At 67.5% G+C, this 15358-nt stretch carries 16 protein-coding genes and 2 pseudogenes; 7 read left to right on the forward strand and 11 right to left on the reverse strand.

What is annotated here, in order from left to right; translation table 11 throughout:
* A pseudogene (locus tag A5691_RS29065) lies at positions 1 to 187 on the forward strand (sigma factor); the annotation flags it as partial.
* Here A5691_RS29065 and A5691_RS27840 read toward each other — a convergent pair.
* A pseudogene (locus tag A5691_RS27840) lies at positions 182 to 295 on the reverse strand (RNA polymerase subunit sigma); the annotation flags it as partial. The pseudogenes A5691_RS29065 and A5691_RS27840 overlap by 6 nt on opposite strands.
* Before the next feature lie 168 nt (positions 296 to 463).
* On the opposite strand from A5691_RS27840, the gene A5691_RS27845 reads away from it, so the two are divergent.
* Complete coding sequence (locus A5691_RS27845) at positions 464 to 814, forward strand: DoxX family protein (RefSeq protein WP_067889725.1); 351 nt, start codon at positions 464 to 466, stop codon at positions 812 to 814.
* 6 nt (positions 815 to 820) lie between these two features.
* Here the strand turns inward: A5691_RS27845 and A5691_RS04510 are convergent, their stop codons facing one another.
* From A5691_RS04510 to pncA, 3 genes are all read right to left on the reverse strand, one after another.
* Positions 821 to 1456, reverse strand: a complete 636-nt coding sequence (locus A5691_RS04510) for a hypothetical protein (RefSeq protein WP_067760843.1) — start codon at positions 1454 to 1456, stop codon at positions 821 to 823.
* 108 nt (positions 1457 to 1564) lie between these two features.
* Positions 1565 to 2365 carry a ketosteroid isomerase family protein gene (locus A5691_RS04515; RefSeq protein WP_067889705.1) on the reverse strand — a complete coding sequence of 267 codons (801 nt, stop codon included), beginning with the start codon at positions 2363 to 2365 and terminating at the stop codon, positions 1565 to 1567.
* Positions 2365 to 2925: a pyrazinamidase PncA gene (gene pncA / locus A5691_RS04520; protein ID WP_082950136.1), complete on the reverse strand. Its 561-nt coding sequence runs from the start codon at positions 2923 to 2925 to the stop codon at positions 2365 to 2367. The genes A5691_RS04515 and pncA overlap by 1 nt, the downstream gene beginning before the upstream one ends.
* Before the next feature lie 95 nt (positions 2926 to 3020).
* Between pncA and A5691_RS04525 the strand changes: the two genes are divergently transcribed.
* Entirely contained in the window at positions 3021 to 4049 is a 1029-nt protein-coding gene (locus A5691_RS04525; RefSeq protein ID WP_067760849.1) for a DoxX family protein, read from the forward strand.
* Positions 4050 to 4053: 4 nt separating this feature from the next.
* Here A5691_RS04525 and A5691_RS04530 read toward each other — a convergent pair whose 3' ends face one another.
* The 3 genes from A5691_RS04530 to A5691_RS04540 are packed head-to-tail and all read right to left on the reverse strand — an operon-like array spanning position 4054 to position 8093.
* Positions 4054 to 4548 (reverse strand): gluconokinase, encoded by a 495-nt coding sequence (locus A5691_RS04530; RefSeq protein WP_082950134.1) that lies wholly within the window; start codon positions 4546 to 4548, stop codon positions 4054 to 4056.
* A complete protein-coding gene (locus tag A5691_RS04535; protein ID WP_067760853.1) occupies positions 4545 to 6557 on the reverse strand; it encodes a phosphotransferase in 2013 nt (670 codons plus the stop codon). Before A5691_RS04535 ends, A5691_RS04530 begins: the two co-directional genes overlap by 4 nt.
* 18 nt (positions 6558 to 6575) lie before the next feature.
* Positions 6576 to 8093, reverse strand: a complete 1518-nt coding sequence (locus A5691_RS04540) for a carboxylesterase/lipase family protein (protein ID WP_067889713.1) — start codon at positions 8091 to 8093, stop codon at positions 6576 to 6578.
* Positions 8094 to 8172: 79 nt separating this feature from the next.
* On the opposite strand from A5691_RS04540, the gene A5691_RS04545 reads away from it, so the two are divergent.
* Positions 8173 to 8844, forward strand: a complete 672-nt coding sequence (locus A5691_RS04545) for a hypothetical protein (RefSeq protein WP_067760856.1) — start codon at positions 8173 to 8175, stop codon at positions 8842 to 8844.
* Here A5691_RS04545 and A5691_RS04550 read toward each other — a convergent pair.
* On the reverse strand, positions 8831 to 9790 hold the full coding sequence (locus tag A5691_RS04550; protein WP_067889716.1) for an SDR family NAD(P)-dependent oxidoreductase: 960 nt from the start codon (positions 9788 to 9790) through the stop codon (positions 8831 to 8833). The genes A5691_RS04545 and A5691_RS04550 overlap by 14 nt on opposite strands.
* A 2-nt stretch (positions 9791 to 9792) precedes the next feature.
* Positions 9793 to 11016, reverse strand: coding sequence for a cytochrome P450 (locus tag A5691_RS04555; RefSeq protein WP_082950135.1), 1224 nt, complete (start codon positions 11014 to 11016; stop codon positions 9793 to 9795).
* Positions 11017 to 11109: 93 nt separating this feature from the next.
* Here A5691_RS04555 and A5691_RS04560 point away from each other — a divergent pair, with 93 nt between their 5' ends.
* On the forward strand, positions 11110 to 11739 hold the full coding sequence (locus tag A5691_RS04560) for a TetR/AcrR family transcriptional regulator (RefSeq protein WP_067760862.1): 630 nt from the start codon (positions 11110 to 11112) through the stop codon (positions 11737 to 11739).
* A 3-nt stretch (positions 11740 to 11742) separates the two neighbouring features.
* Here the strand turns inward: A5691_RS04560 and A5691_RS04565 are convergent, their stop codons facing one another.
* Both A5691_RS04565 and A5691_RS04570 read right to left on the reverse strand, forming a co-directional pair.
* Positions 11743 to 12825, reverse strand: coding sequence for a dihydrodipicolinate reductase (locus A5691_RS04565; protein WP_067889718.1), 1083 nt, complete (start codon positions 12823 to 12825; stop codon positions 11743 to 11745).
* Positions 12826 to 12889: 64 nt separating this feature from the next.
* Positions 12890 to 13678 carry an SDR family NAD(P)-dependent oxidoreductase gene (locus A5691_RS04570; protein WP_067889722.1) on the reverse strand — a complete coding sequence of 263 codons (789 nt, stop codon included), beginning with the start codon at positions 13676 to 13678 and terminating at the stop codon, positions 12890 to 12892.
* A gap of 212 nt (positions 13679 to 13890) precedes the next feature.
* On the opposite strand from A5691_RS04570, the gene A5691_RS04575 reads away from it, so the two are divergent.
* Both A5691_RS04575 and A5691_RS04580 read left to right on the forward strand, forming a co-directional pair.
* The gene (locus A5691_RS04575; RefSeq protein WP_067782213.1) at positions 13891 to 14490 is read left to right on the forward strand and encodes a TetR/AcrR family transcriptional regulator; all 600 of its coding nucleotides are present in this window, start codon (positions 13891 to 13893) and stop codon (positions 14488 to 14490) included.
* A 158-nt stretch (positions 14491 to 14648) separates the two neighbouring features.
* The coding region (locus tag A5691_RS04580) for a hypothetical protein (RefSeq protein ID WP_067782210.1) at positions 14649 to 15358 on the forward strand (710 nt) is incomplete at its 3' end.

The raw sequence follows: 15358 nt of genomic DNA on the forward strand, positions 1-15358 counted from the left end.
CTTCGACGCCGACCGGCGGCACCTGAGTGCGGTCGCGTTCCAGCTGTTGGGCTCGGCCGCCGATGCCGAGGACGCGGTCCAGTCGGCGTGGCTGAAGGCCAGCCGCGCGGATTACGGCGCGGTCGACAACCTCACCGGCTGGTTCACCACCATCACCGCCCGCGAGGCGTACGACCAGCTCCGCGTCCTCGGCATCGGCGGCCGAGCCCAACAGCTGGAACGCGACCGCACTCAGGTGCCGCCGGTCGGCGTCGAAGCGCCGCGCGAGATCGGCCAAATTCTTATGCGCGCTCATGGGTCACCTTTTCCGCAGAGGAACCGTCAAGAAAATGACCGAGTCCATCGAGCCCTCTGTTGCAAAGGAGGCCAGCACCATGACCTTATCGATTGTGCGCCGCGGAACGCGCGGCCACCGTTCGGCTCCCCGCCGCGAAACCGGCTGCCGGGCAGGGGTTTGGCACCCATGACCACCGCATGCGTCGTGATCACGGTGTTTACCGCCGCCATCACCGCCGGGATCGCCGTGGCCGACCTCGTCCCCGCCAGGTTCGTGCTGGCGAACTCGGCCGAAGTCGGGGTGCCGCGGTCGTGGCTGCCGGCGCTGGCGACGGTCAAGCTGGCCGGGGCGGCCGGACTCGTCGTGGGAGTTGTCGGGCTGCGCGCCTTGGGAATCGCGGCCGCTATCGGCCTGGTGCTGTTTTTCGTCGGCGCGGTCGTGACCCACCTGCGGGCCCACGTGCTGTACAACATCGCGTTTCCCGGCGCCTACTTGTGCCTATCGGCGGCGACGCTCGCGCTGATGGTCGTGCACTGAGCCCCGCTAGCTGGGCAAGCGGTCTTTGACGAGTTGGTCTTGTTTGCGGGCCATGTCCAGCACGACATCCCGCGGGGCGGGATCGTTGGGCGGGCTGTCGAACTCCAGGTCGACGCCCACCCTGCTCTCGGCGAATGTCACGTAGGTCACCGATTTTGAGTTGTCGGGCGAGGTTCCCACCGCGATCAGTCCGTTGGTGCCGACCTCGAATGGCTGCGGGGCGCCGGTGACGTATTTGCCGAACGACTGGGCGCGCTCCTTGGCCTGCTGCGCGGCGGTCGCCGGGTCGGTGAACACGACGACTAGGTCGTCGATGCTGCGTGTGTGGTCGGGATTGATGAACGTCACCCCGGCGCCGGCGACGCCACCGGGATTCTGCGTGGGGGGACCTGTCGTTCCGACGTCGATGCCGACGTCGCTCGCCTGAAGGAGGAGGTACGTGTAGTCGCCCAGTGGTGCACTTCCGGACGTCGGGCCGCTCGTCGTCGTCGACGCTGTCGAACTCGACGTCGCCGTCGACGACGAAGTCGTTTTCGACGAGCTTGACGACGCAGAGGTGCTTTCCTTTCCGCCGCAAGCCGTGACAACGCTCAGCGCGGCGGTGAATGCAATTCCCGCGCCGAAGATCCGCACCATACCCATCGTCGACTCCCTTCGGGGACAGCTATTTGTACGGCACCGTCGCGCTCCGGGCAATATGTCGACGCCGGTTTTGAGCAAATTTGCCGGCGCTGGTGGACCGCGGGACCCTCAGGCCGGGAAGTAGCGGATTCGGTTGATGGCATTCGGCCGCCACGTCATGTCGGCGAAGATGATGGCCCGCCCGCGAGTGGAGGTCAGCGAAACCACCACTGTGCTGCCCGCGCCGATCATCTTCGTGCCGCCGGCGCCGTCGAGTTGCTCGACGAGCCCGGCGAGGTCGAGTACCTCGTCGTCGCCGAGAGTTATTGCAGTGCTTGGGGTTAGCGCTCTGGCAGCCGCGTCTCGATCCCCGGCCGTGGCGGCGTCGAGGAACGCCCGCACCGACTGCTTGTGCCGCGCACCGACCCGCCGGAATGCCGCGATGAAGCCCACCGCGCCGCTCAGTCGCTGATTGTTCAACAGGCCTCGTGACAGTTGCAGCCCGGGCGGCACCGCGCGTGGTCCGGTTCGCAGGAATTGGCGCATCATGGCGGGGAGTTCCCAGTAGGCCCGGAGTTCGCCAATGCGCCAGTCGCCGTTGACCTCTAGCAGGTCGTAGCGCAGGAACGCGGGGATGTACATGGTGACGCCGGAACCCATGGCGACCTCCAGCTCGAGGTCACGCAGGACCGCCGTGCCGAAGACGATGTCGAGGTCGCGGTGGAATGTGATGTCGCGCGGGCCGATGAAGGTGTCATAGAAACGGCCGATCCGTTCCCGACCGACGTGCGGACGCGAGCCGACCGGGTCCTCGACGCGGCCGTCGTCGGCGAACAGCCCCACCCAGCCTTCGCGGTCGTGCGCGGCGGCCGCCCGCGGCGAGCGCTCGACGGCGGCGAGGAGGCGTTCCCGCTCCGGTGCCACCCCCATCACTGTCCCCTGACCAGCTCGACGCCCGCGGACCGCATTTCCGCCAGCGCCCGCGCGGCCGAATCCGGGGCCACAGCCGCGGTCAGGTCCACCAACACCCTGGTGGTCAGGCCGGCCCGCGCGGCGTCCTCGGCCGTGGCCCGCACGCACTGTTCCGTGGCGATGCCGACCACGTCGACCTCGTCGATCCCATGCCGCCGCAACCAGTCCAGCAGCGTGGTCCCGCTCTGGTCGACCCCTTCGAACCCGCTGTATGCCGCGGCGTAGGCGCCCTTGCGGAAGACCGCCTCGATCCGGCTGGTGTCGAGGTCGGGGCGAAAGTCCGCGCCCGGGCTGCCGGCGATGCAGTGCGGTGGCCACGTCGATGAGTAGTCCGGCCGGTGGGAGAAGTGGTCGCCCGGGCGAACGTGGTAATCCTGGGTTGCTACGACGTGCCGGTATCCCGGCTCGCCGGCCAGGTAGCCGTTGATGGCGGCCGCCACGGCGGCGCCGCCGGGGACCGGGAGCGAGCCGCCCTCGCAGAAGTCGTTTTGCACGTCGACGATGATCAACGCCCTCACGGCTTTCACCCTATCGGTGTCGCCCCGGATGGCGCCTCAGCTGCACGTATGGGCTGGGCGGTTTGTCCGTCAACGAGTCGGGTAATCCCCCGGCCATGGTGATCCGGAGAATCGCGCGCCCATTGCTTTCAGTTGCCTTCATCGGCCAAGGAGTCAACTCCCTGCTCAACCCCAAGTCGGCGGCGGCGGCCGCCGCGCCGGCAGTGGATGGTTTGCAGGCGCTGCCGAATTCGGTGAGCGGGGCCATCCCGAGCGACCCGGAGACGTTCGCGCAAATCAACGCCGCCGTCCAGATCGGCGGCGGCCTGCTGCTGGCCACCGGCAAGCTGCCGCGCGTCGCGTCGGCGGCGCTCGCCTTCACCGTGCTGCCGGCCAACCTCGGGGCGCACTCGTTCTGGAACGAAAGCGACCCGCAGGCCAAGGCGCAGAAGCGCCAGCAGTTCCTCACCGACCTCAGCCTGGTCGGCGGGTTGCTGATCGCGTCGGCGGACACCGCGGGCAAGCCGTCGCTCGGATGGCGCGGCCGGCGCGCGGCGGAGCGGCTCTCCGAGCGGGTGTCGTCGGCGCTGCCCGGCTCCGATGACGGCTTCGACACGGACTTCTCGGAGTTGGGCGAGAAGATCGTGCACGGCCTGCAGGTCGGCGCCGAGCGCGGCCGCGAATTGGCGAGCACCGCCGCGGAACGGGGGGCGCCGTACGCCGAGGCCGCGCTCGAACGCGGCCGCGAATTCGCCAGCACCGCCGCCGATCGAAGCAAGCCGCTGGCCAAGAAGGCCCGCAAGCGCGGCGAAGAACTCGCCGACGAAGCCGCCGACTGGGCCGCGCCACTCGCCAAGAAGGCCCGCAAGCGCGGCGAAGAACTCGCCGACGAAGCCGCCGACTGGGCCGCGCCACTGGCCAAGAAGGCGCGCAAGCGTAGCGAGAAGCTGGCGAAGAAGGCGCGTAAGCGCGGCGAAGAACTGGCCAGCACGGCTGTGGACCGCGGCGAGGACCTCGCCGACACCGCCCGCGCCCGCGGCACCTACCTTGCCGAGACGGCCCGCGCACGAGGCGGCTACCTGGCCGACACCGCACGCGAAAGGGTCGGCGAGCAGGTCAAGGCCGGCCGTCGCAAGCTGTCCTGACCGGTCATCCGTCCTCGTGTAGGAAGCCGTCGACGATCGCGTCGACGTCCTGATCGACATCGACGGTTGCGCCGGCCTCGTCGCCGCCCAGCGGTTCCAGCGCGTCGAATTGCGAGCGCAACAGCGCGGGCGGCATGAAATGGCCCGTGCGGGCCGCCAGCCGACCGCCGATGAGCGCGGGCGAACCGGCGAGGTGCAGGAATTCGACCTGCGGGCAGTGCGCGCGCAATTGGTCGCGGTACCTGCGCTTCAACGCCGAGCAGCTGACCACCCCGCCGCCGCGGTGCCCGGCCAGCCACTCACCGACCTTTTCCAGCCAGGGGTAGCGGTCGTGGTCGTCGAGCGGTTCCCCGGCCGCCATCTTGGCGATATTGGCCCGCGGGTGCAGGGTGTCGGCGTCCACGAAGGGGACCTGCAAGCGGCGCGCGAGCGCGACTCCCACGGTCGACTTGCCCGATCCGGAAACGCCCATCACCACGACGGGGCCCCGTCCGCTCACTCGGACCGTTCGGCCAGGTTGCGGTTCCATTCCAGCCAGCCGGCGCCGTTGCGTCCGTCGGCGGTCCGGACGCTCGCCCAGACGCGCGGGAACTGACTCACCCGCCCGTCCGCGGCGATCAGACGCACCGGCGCCTGGCCGCGGACCTGAACGTCCGCGGTGATCTCGCCGGGGTTGAGCGCCAAGGTGGCGCGGAGTGGTAACCCGTTGGCGCCGAACGATTCTCGTGAATCCACCGTTTGCAGCTCGGTGACCGTTCCCGCGGCATCCTGGGAGTAGCCGATGCTGAATGCCGGTGCGCCGGGAATCCGGATGTTGACGCCGTGCAGATGGGTGCCGTCGTCCAGGTGCAGCGCGCTCCAAATCCAGTCCATGCTCCACCAGTCGCGCACGCCCCAGGAGTGATCGCGCTGGCCGGGGACCGACTCAAGGCGGTAATTGGTGTCGTCGATGGTGACCGTGCCCGAGACCGTGCATGGGATCTCGTAACGCGTCGTCAACCGGTACTTGTACGGGATGCCGTCGGTGGCCCACACCAGGCTCATCGTCATCTCGACGGGGGTGCCGGGCTCTCCGCGCAACAGCGCCGACGGATCGGGGTACGACTGGGCGTGGGCACGCAGGTCGACGCGGTAGGTCTGCAGCGGGGTGGTCGCGGAGTGGCCGAGCTCGAAGGAATCGCTGCGCACGTCCCACGGATCCGCCGGCAGCGGTACTTGCGCGTCGACGGCCACGGTGGGCATGTCGGGGCCGCACAGCAGCGCGTGCACCCAGGCCTTCCGTTCGTTGGCGATCAGGCCGAGGCGGAACCAGCCGCCCAATCCCTGTGCCGCGTCGGCGAAGTCAGAGTACCAGCTCTCGCTCCACAGCGGCTCGGCGGTCGCCGCGTGCGCACCTTCGTCCTCCACCGTGGGCCGCAGGGCTTCGGGCGTCTGCGCGGCGGGCAGCGTCGCCAGCGCGTCGGTGTCGAGCACGTGGTCGCAGTGTCGTTGCAGCATGGTCATGAACATCCGGTCGCCGCGCTCGGTGCGTTCCACCAGCATCGAGGAGACGATCGCCATCATCACGCCGAAAAAGCTCTGTCGGCGAACACCTTCGGCGACGTCGGTGAGCGACAGCGGCGCCGCAGGCCCCAGCGCCTCGTGGTAGGCCCGCAACAACGCGTCGTACTGCTCCCGGCGATCGGGGGTCGGCAGCGCGCAGCCGAGGAAGTACGACAGGTCGGTCAGGGCGGGCCCCCAGGACACCGTCTGCCAGTCGACGACCGTCAGCGGGCGTTCGGCCCCGGCGGTGCCGAACAGCAGGTTGTCCAGGCGGTAGTCACCGTGCATCAGCCCTAGGATCCGGTCGGGCGCCGACTCGGCGGCCAGGTAGCCGTCGAAGGACGCGACCAGGCGTTCGCAGACCATCCGGTGCTCCGGCGCGATCTGCTCGCCATAGCGGTCGATGAAGCCCGCGTACAGCGGGGCGAGCATCGCCTGGTTGAGCGGCGATTCGCGGTTGAGCCACGGCGCTTCGGCGAGCGCGGTGTCGCCGAGCAGCGGTCCGTGCAGCCGACCCAGCTCGACCACGCCGAGGTGGGCCTGTTCGGCTGTGGCACCGGCGATTTCGTCCCCGACGACCGCCGGCCCGGCGTCGCCGAGCAAAAGATCGAACGCGCCCGTCGAGCTGTCGACCGCGGCGTGGTAGCAGGGCGCTATCGGGCCGCCCAGCCGTGGCGCTATGTCGCCGTAGAATCGCACCTCGCGCTCGTAGAGGCCGAGGGCCAGCCCCGTCTGCCGACTCACCGGGTCGGTCGCCGCCACCTTCAGGACCACCGACTCGGGCCTGCCGGCCTTCGCCGCGCCATCGGCATAGCTGAGCCGGACGCGGTAACACTCGCTCATCTGTCCGGTGCCGATGCGCTCCACGGCAAAATCGGCGACGGGCCCGGCGCCGATCACCGATTCCAGCCATGCTGCGGTGAGGTCGCCGGGTCGTTCGATGATTTGCGCGGTGTCGGCATGCATGAGGGTCAGCGTGCCAGGTCACCGCGCCAGGGAGAAGCCGTCCCAGGCAATCCGGCGGTGCGGGTGTGGATCGAACTCGACGCGGCTCTTGCGGTCGAACACCATGACGGCGCGGTCGGCGGTGCTGTAGGTGGGCCAGTCGTCGCCCGGCGCGCCGGAATGGCTGAAGGCCCGCCAACGCCGTTGCACCTGGTTGCTCACCCGCAGCGCGGCGCGCCGGTCCGCGGCGGCGGTCAACAGGGCACCGAATCGCGTGCGATAGACGTCGAAGACGGCCAGCAACTCGGTGGCATGGGTGGCGCCCAGCCCAGACCAGCGCAGCGTCCTAGGCGCGAAGTCGTACCGGTAGAGGTAGGTCGGCGCGTGAGCGCTGTGCGCCTCCGCGATCTGCCAGGCCGCCGACCCGAACGCGAAATCGCCACCAAGCTGGATGCACGCCGATGGCGCGGGGTAATCCGGATATGCGGCGGTAATGCGTTCGCGTGCAGCAGGTTCCGTGTCGGCCAGCAACTCCTCGATCATGGCTTGATTGGTCGGCAGCATCTTGAGGAAGCGGGTGAACAGCCGACCCTCTTCCGCGTTGGTGCCGACGATGAGCGGCACCCGATGGGCCCGGCCCCCGCGCATCGCCTCGACCGGATCGGTGGGCACGACATCGTCACCGGCGACGGGGCCGATCGGAAAGGCGCCCAGCCTGTCCTCCATGCCCTGGTCGATCAGCCGGTGTTGAGCGTCCACGAGTTGCGCCGGCGACGCCCGCATCAACACCTCGGCGGCGTTTTCCGGGCGCGCGCCCAGCAGCTCGGCGAAGCGCGTCGCGAATTCCGCCGCGGTCTCGCGCGACCGGACCATGCCGGCGGCCGGGCTCTCCGAAATCGCCCGCGCGAACAGCCCTTCGGCGGCGGGCACCGCCAACAGGGTGGCGGTGATGTGCGCGCCGGCGCTCTCCCCGAAGATGGTGACGTTGTCCGGATCTCCGCCGAACGCGGAGATGTTGTCCTTCACCCAGCGCAACGCCAGCACCAGATCGCGCAGGAACAAATTGCTGTCGATGGGGATGTCCGGGGTCGAAAGGGACGACAGGTCCAGGCATCCCAACGCGCCCAGGCGGTAATTCACCGACACGTACACGCAGCCGCGGCGCGCGAGCGCCGCACCGTCGTAGAGCGGCGTCGCCGAGCTACCCAGGATGTAGCCGCCGCCGTGGATGAAGACCATCACGGGAAGCGGCTGTTCGGCGGGCCCCTCGGGAGTGACGACGTTGAGGGTCAGGCAGTCCTCCCCCATCGGCTGATAACGGCCTCCAAGACCGGACCAGCCGAGCATGGTGTAGCGGCGCTGCTGGGGTGCGCAGTTGGCGAAGCCGTGGCAGTGCCGCACACCCGACCACGGTTGCGCCGGCCGGGGTGCCCGCAAGCGCAGCGGCCCGACCGGCGGCCGGGCGTAGGGGATGGATCGCCAGCGGTGGACGCCGTCGCGGGTGAAACCCTCCACGGTGCCGATGGTCGTGCGTGCGCGGACGGTGCGCTGATGCATAACCCGACGTTAGCCGACATGACGGGCGTAACGCGCGCGCAGCGCCTTATTCGCGGCCACGGCGGTTTAGCCTGACTGGATGCGGATCGTCGCGCTGTTTGCAGCGTCGTTACTGATCGCCGGCTGCTCGCACACGGTCGGCGGCCAGTCTCAGCAAACGCCAACGTCGAGAAGCGCTTCTTCCACCCCCTCCGGGGGCAAAGGGCCGGCCCCCTCGGCGGCGCCGGCGGCTGGAGCCTCGATCTCCGACGTCATCGCGTGGATCGAGGCCGGCCATCCCGCGGACCCCGGCCGCTATCACGATGCGATTCGCGACGGTGCGGCCACGCCGCTCGGCAACGACCTCGCGTTCTCGGCCGTCGCCGGCAAAGCATCCTGCATGACCGATTCCAAGCACACGGGTGCCGCCCTGGTCTGTCTGGTCAGCCTGACGAATCCGCCGGCCGCGCCCGCGACCTCGTACGGCGATTGGCAGGGCGGTTGGGTGACCTTCGACGGCGTGAATCTGCAGGTGGGTGCGTCGCGCGCCGATCCCGGTCCGTTCATCAACGGCAACGGTCCGGAATTGGCCAACGGCGACTCGCTGTCATTCGGCGACTATCGCTGCCGGGCCGATCAAACCGGACTCTACTGCGTGAACTACGCCCACCAATCCGCCGCACACCTGGGTCCCGCGGGCATCGAGCCGTTCGGCTGCCTGAAGCCGGGGCCGGCGCCGGACGGTGTCGGCACGGCGTTCAGCTGTTCATGATCGTCGCGAACAGCTCGGCCATCTCGTCCGCGGGCCCTCGCGGAACCGTGTAGCCGGCTTCGTCGCGGATCTCATCGAAATGGTCACGCACACCTTCGATCGACAACCCCGGGTCGTAGAAGCCCCTTGTCCGGCCGATGAAGAAGCGCGCGACGTGTCCGGCCCCCACCGTGTAGATTTCCCCGGACACCGGGCAATCGCGGTGGGTCAGGAAGGCCGCCACCGGGGCGACCTGCGCCGCGTCCAGCTTCTGAAGGTATTGGCCCACAAGGTCGTTCATCACCGCCTGCGACGCGGGGTCATCCTGTTGACCCGCCCCGTCGAGCGAGTGCGTCAGCATCCGGGTGTAGGCGATCGGCGCGATGGCGTTGACCTTGATGCCGCGCTCGGCGCCCTCGGCGGCCAGCACCCGGGTGAACCCGATCAACCCGGTTTTCGCCGCGCCGTAGTTGCTCATGCGCTCGGCGCCAAGGATTCCCGCGGCCGAGCAGGTGTTGAGCACCCGGCCGTACCGCCGTTCGCGCATGGCCCGCCACGCGGGCCGCGTCACATAGAACGCACCGTTCAAGTGGACATCCAGCAGGGGTCGGAGCCGGTCGGCGGTCATGTCTTCGAACGGCGCGTCGCCGACGATGCCCGCGTTGTTGATCAGGATGTCCACCCGCCCCCAGGTGCGCAGGGCAGTGTCGATGATGGCTTCCGCGCCTTCGGGACTCGTCACGCTGTTGTTGTCGGCGGCGGCCTCACCACCGAGCCGGCAAATCTCGTCGACGACGGCGCCCGCCACTGCGGCGTTGGATCCGTCCCCCGTCACCGAGCCGCCGATGTCGTTGACCAAGACGCGCGCGCCACGCGATGCAAGCAACAGCGCGTACTGCCTGCCCAGGCCGGCGCCCGCACCGGTGATCACGGCGACCTGCCCGTCGAATCGCAGCGCGGTGGCCATGTTCACCAACTGACCGGAAGTTCTTTCATGCCATAAATGTTGGCGTCTTTGAACCTCAGTTCCGCCGGGGATACCGCAAGTTTGAGCCCGGGTAAGCGGCGCGCCAGCGTGGCGAATGCGACCTGCATCTCGACCCGGGCCAGGTTGGCTCCGATGCATTGATGCACCCCGTAGCCGAAGCCCAAGTGCCCGCGGGTGTTTCGGTCGACGTCGAAAGATTCGGGATTGTTTACGAACTCGGCGTCCCAGTTCCCGGCGAGCAGATTCATCATGACGTACTCCCCCGCGCGAATCAGCTGACCGCCGATGGTCAGATCTTCGGTCGCCACGCGATCGACCTGGCTGTGCACGATGGTGAGGTAGCGCATCAGCTCTTCGACGGTGTTGGCGATGACGGCCGGGGCTTCGGTCTGTCCGAGCCGCTCGAACACGTCGGGATGTTCCAGCAGCGCAACCGTTCCCAGCGAGATCATGTTGGCGGTGGTTTCGTGGCCGGCCTGCATCATGATCACGCTGTTCATGGCCGTGGTGGTGTGATCGAGTTGGCCCGTCGCGACGTATTCGGTGAGCAGGCGGCTGATCAAGTCGTCGCCGGGTTCGCGCGCCTTGCGTTGCACCAACTCCTCGATGTAGGCGTACATGGCCCCGAACGCCTGGCCCTTTTCCTCGTCGGTCGATTTCTGGTCAAGCCCCTTGGTGGTGTTGTGCTGGAAGAGTTCGAGGTCTTCGGGCGGCACCCCCAGCAGCAGTGCGATCACCATCGACGGCACCGGCAAGGCGAATTCGCGCACCAGATCGGCGGGTGCGCCGTGCTCGATCATCTGGCCGAGATAGTGGTCGACCCATTCCTGGATGTGCGGCCGCATCGCTTCGCAACGCCGAAAGGTGAAGTTGCTCGTCATCATGCGCCGCAACCGATGATGCTCGGGGTCGTCGATCCGTGCGAACATCACCGCGACCTTGTTGTCGGCGTCCGTCGGCAGGATGGAGTCCGGAATGGTCTTCGCGGACAAGCGCGGATCGACCAGCGCCGCCCTGATGTCGTGGTAGCGGCTGACCACCCAAACCGGGCTGCCCTGGAACATCGCCCGCCGCAGGCCGGGCTGTTTGCGCCATTCGTCGAACTCGGGCGGAGCTGCGAGCGGGCAATGCGCCGGCCGCGGGGCGGGCAGCACAGGAAGATTCGCGTCGGAGCAGGGATCCGACGCATCGAAAGATATTGCCATGAACCGTGTTTCTGATTAAGTGTCAGGTATCTGCCAGTTGTTAGAGCGTAAAGCCAGGCTAGTTGGCAGTCAACCGTCAGTTAGGCTGTCGGGATGACCGCGGTTGAGGATCGACCGTTGCGGGCGGACGCGGCGCGCAACGTCGAGCGCATTCTGCGCGCGGCACGAGACGTCTATGGCGAGCTGGGGCCGGATGCGCCCGTGGAGGCCGTCGCCCGGCGCGCCGGCGTCGGTGAGCGAACCCTCTACCGCAGGTTCCCGACGAAGGCCGACCTGGTGCGGGCCGCCCTGGATCAGAGCATCGCGGAGGATCTCACGCCGGTGATCGAGACCGTCCGCCGTGCCGATGACGCGCTGCGCGGTCTCACCCAACTGATCGAAGCGGCAATCTCGTTGGGGGCCCGCGAACACAACCTGCTGACCGCTGCGCGCCGGGCCGGGGCGCTCACGTCCGACATCTCGGTTTCGCTCAACGTCGCGCTCGCCGAGCTGGCCCTCGAGGGTCAGCGAGCCGGCAGCATCCGCGCCGACCTGGTCAGCGACGACCTACCCCGCCTGATCGCGATGCTCTTCAGCGTGCTGTCGACGATGGATGCGGGTAGCGACGGCTGGCGACGCTACGTCGCACTCGTCGTCGATGCGATTTCGGTCAACGAACGACAGTCGTTGCCTCCGGCCGCCGCGCTGCGCTACGAGATCGGGCCGAACAGCTGGCCGCTCTAGGCCCTACCGCTCGTCCCACATCACACCGCGCATCGTGGCGGACAGTGGGATGTCCTCCACGCCGATGAGCCCCTGCGGCGCGCGGCATACCCAGTCGATCGCATTGACGACGCGGGCCGCCGTCGAAATGCAGCCGGCATCAGTGGAATCCAAGACGGGATGCGAAACGTGGGTGTTGATCTCCACCCGCGGCTCACCCTCGACGACGACGCGGTGCACACCGGTATGCCCATCGGGGGGAAACTCCCAGTCGGGCGCCGCGGCTCGGGTGAGCCGGGTGACGTGCTCGAGGGTGATCACCGGCCTCCCCGCGCGCACGCCCTCGGTGGCGAAGCGCACGGCGGCCATTCGGCCGGGCTCCACCGTCATCATTGTGCATTCGATTCGTTCTGGCGTGTACCAGGGTTCGACGCGCTGGCGCACGTCGTCGAGTTCGATGTCGAGGTTGTCTGCCAGGCTGCGGACCTGGCCTCCCCACATCGACACGATCACCCCGGGCAGGAACATCATCGGCGAGTCGTCGTCCGGTGCCGAACCGAAGCCCATTGCGGCACCGGTGAACTCGGCGTCGTCATAGTTTCCGTAGTCGAAGATCTCCTGCACGGTGATCGACGAGACGCGGGTGGTCAGGCTCACCGCCGAGTGCACCAGCGTATCGCCGGAGAAGCCGGGATCGATGCCGTTGATGTACAGCGACGAATTGCCGTCCGCACAGGCACGTTCCAACGGCGCGCGAAGCCAATCGTCGGCGTGGCGAGGAGTCACCAGCCAGACCATCGACGTGCCAACGACGTTGGTCCCGGCCGCCAGGAAACTGGCCATCTGCTCGATGGCTTCCATCGGCCGGGTCTCACCCTGAGACGTGTAGACCACACAGTCGGCGCCGAGGTCGACCAGGGCGTCGACATCGTCGGTGGCAACGACGCCCGTCGGCTGGTCCAGCCCGCACAGCCGCGCCGCATCCTGGCCGACCTTCTCCGCGCTCGCTGCGTGCACTCCGACCAGTTCGAGATCCGGTCGACCGATGATCGCCCGCAATGAGTGCCGACCCACGTTTCCGGTGGAAAACTGTATGACTCTGCGCACCGTTACCCCACATCCTTTCAGGAAGCTGCCGAGCCCATCATCACGCGTTCAGGCGCCGGGCAGGTCAGTAATCGGGTATCGGCAACGGTGAATTGTTCGAGTCGATGCCGCCGTCGACGTGGAAGGTCGCGTTGGTGGCGTAACAATCGCGCGTGCAGAGATACACCGCGAGCCGCCCGAGGTCCTCGACGTCGCCAAGCCGGTGCAGCGGGGTGGCCTCCTGCATCTTCTCCAGTGATCCGGGCATCAGATCCAGGCTGCCCTTCAGGCCGTCGGTGGCGAACGAGCCCAGGGCGATCGCGTTGACGCGGATCTTCGGGGCGAGTTCCTGTGCCATGGCACGGGTCAGCGCTTCGAGTCCGCCCTTCGCGACGCAATACGCGGTCAGCGCCCGAATGCCGAACCGCGCCGATCCCGACGAGATGTTGATGATGGAACCGTGTCCGGCACTGAGCATGTGCGGTGCCACGAGCTGGCTCATGATGAAGGCGGAGGTCACACACCAGTCGAACGTATGCCGAAAATCCTCGTCGGTGATATCCAGAAACCGCGCGTAGGTCGACCCGCCGACGTTGTTGACCAGAATGTCGATGCGATCGAAACGCTCCATGGCCGTCTGCACGACGCGTTCACCGTCCGGGCGACTCGTCGCGTCCGCGACAAGCGCCAACCCCTTACCGCCCGCCGCCTCGATATCCTCAATCGTGCCAACGATATCCGCCTCGGTTCGGGCGGTCCCGACCACAGTCACCCCGGCCTCCGCCAACACCCGGGCGATGCCTGCCCCGACGCCCTTCCCGGCGCCGGTGACGATCGCGACCTGTCCGTCCAACCGGAACTGCTCCAATGCCATGCTGGACTCCTTCGGCCGCGTGCGACGGATGCGCCGTTCAATCTATGAATTTTACTGACTTTAGTCAATGAATCTCTGGCATTCAGGCTGGAAACAGCGTGTACCGTCCAACAATGACCAGATATTGCAAGCCTTTCTGAGCGGAGCACGTCATACTTGTCGGGTTAGCCCGGAAAATCAGACTCGAGTCAGGTCAATTTGCGAGGGATGAAATGGCTGTGACGGACCGGCTGTCGGCGCGAGAAGCGAAGCGCCTGCAGACAAGGGAGCGATTGATGGGCGCCGCGATCGCGGAGTTCGCCCGGGCCGGGATGGCCGAGGCCGACGTCGGCGCCATCGTGGCCGCCGCCGGCGTCGCCCACGGGACCTTCTTCTTCCACTTCCCCACCAAGGAGCATGTTCTGCTGGAACTGGAGCGCCGCGAAGAGGACCGTATCGCCAAGCAGTTCGCGCAATTCTTGAAGGCCGAGCACGATCTCGCTTCCGCGCTGAACGAGGCGGTCCGCCTGGTGGTGGGATTGGAACGACGGCTGGGCGATCGGCTCTTCAACGACTTTCTCGCCCTGCACTTCTCACAAACTCGTCCGCCCACCGAGGACGGCCGGGATCACCCCTTGATCGTATTGGTCGCCCGGGAGATCGCGCAGGCTCAAGAGTGCGGCGAGATCGATCCCGAGGTCAGCCCGATGAACAGCGCGGTGTTCTTCTTGCTCGGCCTGTACTCGTTGTTGATCACCACCAACCACTGGCCTACGGGCCGCGCGCTGCTGGAGGATTACGTCGCGCGGACGTTGCGGAGCGTGCAGCGCTGAAGAGCGTGGGCCTCAAGGCCATATCACGCCGCGCAGCGGCGTAACGCCCAGTTTCTTGTGGGACACCGGTCGCTATTACGCCAGCTCTTACGCTGACTGTAGTCAGCCTGTTATAGTGCGCAGGCTATCCAATCAGCGTTGACGACCGGGGAGGGTTCGTGAATCCGCCGAAGCTGGGCCAGCCCAATGCCGACACCGTCGCCGCCCGCCCCGCTTCCGGTCTGACCATCGACGAGCACGTGGAGCGATCGCACCTGGCGCAGCGTCAGGCCGATAGATGGCTCATCTCCGGCAGCCTGCTGATCGGTACCGCGGCCCTGGGTGTCTTCGGCCTACCGCTGTTTCTCTGGGGCGTCCGGTTGCTCCGGCGGGCCCAGCGAGACGGCCTCTCGGTGCGGCCGATGCTGGTCACGCTGCTCGGCTATCTGGTCATCATCGACGCGGCCATCAACACCGTCGGATGGGCGCTTGACCTGGTGGCAAACCACACGCTGCTGGCCCGCGTGCTCCTCAACGGCTGGGGCAACATGTTCGATGCGGGCTATTTCTGGCACTACAACGAGCTGTGGGTCGGCGGCGCGGCCGGACCTGGCGAAAAGGCGTTGGAAGTCGGCCTGATCCTGACGGTGTTCACGATGCGCATCGCCGCCGCCATCGGCTTCCTGCAGATGAAGCGCTGGGGGCATCAGTGGATGGTCGTCACCTGCTGGATGGGCGTGGTGATCTGGATTACCTACGTCTTCAACATGACGATGTTCGCCGACGTGCGCTTCGCCGGCGTCGTGCTGCCGGTCGTCGGCTGGTGGCTCTACGACATCTTCTACATCACCCCGTTCCTCGCCATCCCCTACCTGCACACCGTCAACCG

Source organism: Mycobacterium sp. E183, assembly GCF_001667735.1.
Classification (GTDB): Bacteria; Actinomycetota; Actinomycetes; order Mycobacteriales; family Mycobacteriaceae; genus Mycobacterium.

Excerpts from the sequence above, each read along its gene's own strand:
- A5691_RS27845 (WP_067889725.1), top strand. The coding sequence starts at position 464 with ATGACCACCGCATGCGTCGTGATCACGGTGTTTACCGCCGCCATCACC.
- A5691_RS04510 (WP_067760843.1), bottom strand. The coding sequence starts at position 1,456 with ATGGGTATGGTGCGGATCTTCGGCGCGGGAATTGCATTCACCGCCGCG.
- A5691_RS04515 (WP_067889705.1), bottom strand. The coding sequence starts at position 2,365 with ATGGGGGTGGCACCGGAGCGGGAACGCCTCCTCGCCGCCGTCGAGCGC.
- A5691_RS04525 (WP_067760849.1), top strand. The coding sequence starts at position 3,021 with ATGGTGATCCGGAGAATCGCGCGCCCATTGCTTTCAGTTGCCTTCATC.
- A5691_RS04535 (WP_067760853.1), bottom strand. The coding sequence starts at position 6,557 with ATGCATGCCGACACCGCGCAAATCATCGAACGACCCGGCGACCTCACC.
- A5691_RS04540 (WP_067889713.1), bottom strand. The coding sequence starts at position 8,093 with ATGCATCAGCGCACCGTCCGCGCACGCACGACCATCGGCACCGTGGAG.
- A5691_RS04545 (WP_067760856.1), top strand. The coding sequence starts at position 8,173 with ATGCGGATCGTCGCGCTGTTTGCAGCGTCGTTACTGATCGCCGGCTGC.
- A5691_RS04550 (WP_067889716.1), bottom strand. The coding sequence starts at position 9,790 with ATGGCCACCGCGCTGCGATTCGACGGGCAGGTCGCCGTGATCACCGGT.
- A5691_RS04555 (WP_082950135.1), bottom strand. The coding sequence starts at position 11,016 with ATGGCAATATCTTTCGATGCGTCGGATCCCTGCTCCGACGCGAATCTT.
- A5691_RS04560 (WP_067760862.1), top strand. The coding sequence starts at position 11,110 with ATGACCGCGGTTGAGGATCGACCGTTGCGGGCGGACGCGGCGCGCAAC.
- A5691_RS04570 (WP_067889722.1), bottom strand. The coding sequence starts at position 13,678 with ATGGCATTGGAGCAGTTCCGGTTGGACGGACAGGTCGCGATCGTCACC.
- A5691_RS04575 (WP_067782213.1), top strand. The coding sequence starts at position 13,891 with ATGGCTGTGACGGACCGGCTGTCGGCGCGAGAAGCGAAGCGCCTGCAG.